The organism is Streptococcus porcorum, from assembly GCF_053203725.1.
Window position 1 is genome coordinate 1 of record NZ_JBRUDG010000062.1, and the last position, 3,276, is coordinate 3,276.

Sequence of the window (3,276 nt, forward strand, 5' to 3'; positions counted from 1 at the left end):
TATGAACCCTTTCTAATGTGAGTTTCGTCGCTTTTCATTATAGGTCATATGGGACCTTTTTCTATATTCAAAAAGGCTCCATAATTTCCACGGTGTTCTTACCCACTACAGAAATTATAGAGCCGTTTATCGTAAGATAATCTCGTTTTGTTTTATATTTACACGGATATTTAGGTAAATAGGTAAAAATGAAAAAATATATTACATCACGTTTAGTTATTGCAATGGTTTCTATTGCTTTAGTTTTTTTTTCTATTAGTTTTTTCTTACAAAGAAAAAACTCAGAAGTGACTCGAGTTTTGAGTCCACTTAATAATATAGTATCTGGAGTAGATCAAGTGATGGGCACGCCTTTTCGTATGTTTGGCGTTTTCGTTAATAATATTTCGGATTTTTTCAAGACTTATGAGGAAAATCAGCAATTAAAACGGGCGCTTTTAGATTTAAAAAATCAAGAGTTACTTGTTGAAGAACTAAAGAATGAAAATGAGGAATTGAAATCAAATCTTAAATTTAGTGATATCTCTAGTGACAAAGTAATATTATCGACTTATGTAACTGGAAGGACTTCAGAATCATGGTTGTCTAAAATTACGATTGCTGTTGGAGAAAACGATGGTGTAAAAGAGGGAATGCTAGCTTTGTCTGATGGTGGTTTAGTTGGTCAGGTGACTTCTGTTACAAAAAATAGTTCAACGGTCTCGCTTTTTTCAGATGTGAAGGGGGTTCAAAAACTTCCTGTTAAAATGAGTTCAGGTACTGAAGAGATATATGCTATTTTAGAGGGATTTGACAAGGAAAAAAATAGTTTTGTTTTGAGTCAGGCTAACTCTGATGGGACTGTGAATAGTGGGAGTAAGGTTGTGACGAGTGGATTAGATGGGCAAACTTTGCCTAATGTCTTCGTTGGAGAAGTTGAGACGGTTGAAAATTCTGATGATAGTCTATCTAAAAAGATTTATGTTAAACCAGCAGCTAATTTTAATAAAATTAGTGTTGTAACCATTGTGGGTGATTAAGATGAAAAAACAGCAACATTTTTTATGGCTATATCCTTTAGTTTTGTTCTTTTCATTCTTTATTGATTCTCAGTTGACAAGTATTCTCAGTTACAGACTTCCATTTAATCTTCATCCAGATTTTCATTTCTTTTGGCTAATTGTTCTACTGATGTCCTATCAAGTAGAGTTTTGGTTTCATTTTTTTGTTTTAATGTTTTTTGGTCTACTTTATGATTTTCATCATTTACAATATATTGGAATAGGGATGTTTTTTTACCCATTATTATTACTATTTTTGTCTTATTTTAGAAATATTATGCGTAATAATAAATTATATCGAATTTTGAGTTTCTTTATCTTAATTTTTTTGTTAGAGATATTGACATTTACTGGTGGTAAAGTTTTAAATTTAACAAGTGATTCATATATTTATTTTATTACCTATACGTTAGCACCAACACTTTTATTAAACTCAATAATTTTTATGATTAGTCAATATTTCATGAAGGTATGAGTGCTTTTTAAAAATAAAGAGATAACAAATTGTAATAAATGCGTAACATATGTTATGCGTTTTTTTGATAGAATATAAGATGTCTTATCGTAAAGGAGTGTATGAATTATTATGAAAAAAAGAATTTTATCTGCAGTTTTAGTCAGTGGGGTAACCCTAGGCTCTGCTGTGGCGAATGGAGTGAGTGCTGAAGATTATGATACACAGATTTCAGCTCAGGATAATAAAATCTCAGATTTATCTAATCAAGAATTAGATGCTCAAGCGCAAGTTGCTTTTATCCAGGATCAAGTTAGTACTCTGCAAGCACAACAAGATCAATTAGTTGCTCAAACTGCTGATTTAGAGGCTGAAACAGAGGCACTTGGCACAGAGATTGCAAAATTATCTAATAAAATTGTTGCAAGAAGCAAATCATTGAAAAAACAAGCTCGTACGGTACAAAAAACAAGTTCAGCAACATCGTATATCAATACACTTGTAAATTCAAAATCTGTTTCTGATGCAATTAGTCGAATTACAGCTATTAAAGAAGTTGTTGAAGCTAATAAGAAAATGATTGCTCAACAAGAAGCAGACAAGGCTGCTTTGGAAGCTAAGCAGGCTGAAAACCAAACAGCTATTAACACTATTTGGGAAAATCAAGCAGCAGTTGAAGAAAATAAATTAACTCTTGCAACTCAACAAGCAGAATTAGAAGTAGCTCAATTGAATTTGGCAGCTGAAAAAGCTAATGCTGAGGATGAAAGAGCGAAGTTATTAGAACAAAAATCTGCTGCAGAGGAAGCAGCTAAGCAAGCAGCTGCAGCAGAGGCTGCTGCACAAGCACAGGCAGCGGAGGAAGCAAGATTACAAGAAGAATCTGTTGTTAAAGCACAAGAAGCAGCTGCACTTGCTCAACAACAAGCCGCATCGGAGGCAACAAGTGAGGTTGCCATTTCAGAAGCAGCAGTAAGTGAAGCAACAAGCGAGGTTGCTGTTTCAGAAGCAGCAGTAAGTGAAGCAACAAGCGAGGTTGCTGTTTCAGAAGTAGCAGTAAGTGAAGCAACAAGTGAGGTTGCTGTTTCAGAAGTAGCAGTAAGTGAAGCAACAAGCGAGGTTGCCGTTTCAGAAGTAGCAGTAAGTGAAGCAACAAGTGAGGTTGCCGTTTCAGAAGTAGCAGTAAGTGAAGCAACAAGTGAGGTTGCGACATCAGAAACTACAGTCGTTGAAACAGTAACAAGCGAATCTGCAGCAGCAGTAACAACACCTACTACGACTTCTGGCGTTAATACTTATCCTATCGGTCAATGTACGTGGGGAGTTAAAGAATTAGCATCATGGGCTGGTAATAACTGGGGAAATGGTGCGCAATGGGCTGCATCAGCGGCAGCAGCAGGTTTTTCTACTGGTTCAACACCTGTAGTTGGTGCGATTGCATCATGGAATGATGGTGGATATGGACACGTTGCTTATGTTACCGCTGTAGAAAGTGCCAATCGTATTCAAGTAATGGAATCAAATTATAATGGAAACCAGTATATTTCAAACTTCCGTGGTTGGTTTGATCCTACAGCCACATCATCAGGAGTTGTAACGTATATTTATCCAAATTAAAAAGCTTATCAACTATAATATGTTGATGATAAGTTAATGTGGCTCTTTGTCAACTGTAGTGGGTAGATGAAAAGCTAACACCTAGAGAGGACGAAATTCGTTCTCTCTTTCTTTATGTTCAAGGCAATCAAAATCCGTTTTTTAAAGTTTTCAAAGTTCCTGAAA

The 3,276-nt window shown here is 35.3% G+C and carries 3 protein-coding genes; all 3 read left to right on the forward strand.

All coding sequences use genetic code 11. The annotated features are described in order from the left end of the window. Window positions 1–188: 188 nt before the first annotated feature. The 3 genes from mreC (at window position 189) to ACVRWY_RS09420 (ending at window position 3,111) form a co-directional block, all read left to right on the forward strand. Window positions 189–1,019, forward strand: coding sequence for a rod shape-determining protein MreC (mreC, locus tag ACVRWY_RS09410; RefSeq protein ID WP_354369912.1), 831 nt, complete (start codon window positions 189–191; stop codon window positions 1,017–1,019). A 1-nt stretch (window position 1,020) separates the two neighbouring features. Then, window positions 1,021–1,515: a rod shape-determining protein MreD gene (mreD, locus tag ACVRWY_RS09415; protein ID WP_354369911.1), complete on the forward strand. Its 495-nt coding sequence runs from the start codon at window positions 1,021–1,023 to the stop codon at window positions 1,513–1,515. 111 nt (window positions 1,516–1,626) lie between these two features. After that, on the forward strand, window positions 1,627–3,111 hold the full coding sequence (locus tag ACVRWY_RS09420; protein ID WP_354369910.1) for a PcsB-like coiled-coil domain-containing protein: 1,485 nt from the start codon (window positions 1,627–1,629) through the stop codon (window positions 3,109–3,111). Window positions 3,112–3,276: the final 165 nt, after the last annotated feature.

Bases quoted from the DNA above. Each gene is read 5' to 3' on its own strand.
- mreC (WP_354369912.1), top strand. From the start codon at position 189: ATGAAAAAATATATTACATCACGTTTAGTTATTGCAATGGTTTCTATT.
- mreD (WP_354369911.1), top strand. From the start codon at position 1,021: ATGAAAAAACAGCAACATTTTTTATGGCTATATCCTTTAGTTTTGTTC.
- ACVRWY_RS09420 (WP_354369910.1), top strand. From the start codon at position 1,627: ATGAAAAAAAGAATTTTATCTGCAGTTTTAGTCAGTGGGGTAACCCTA.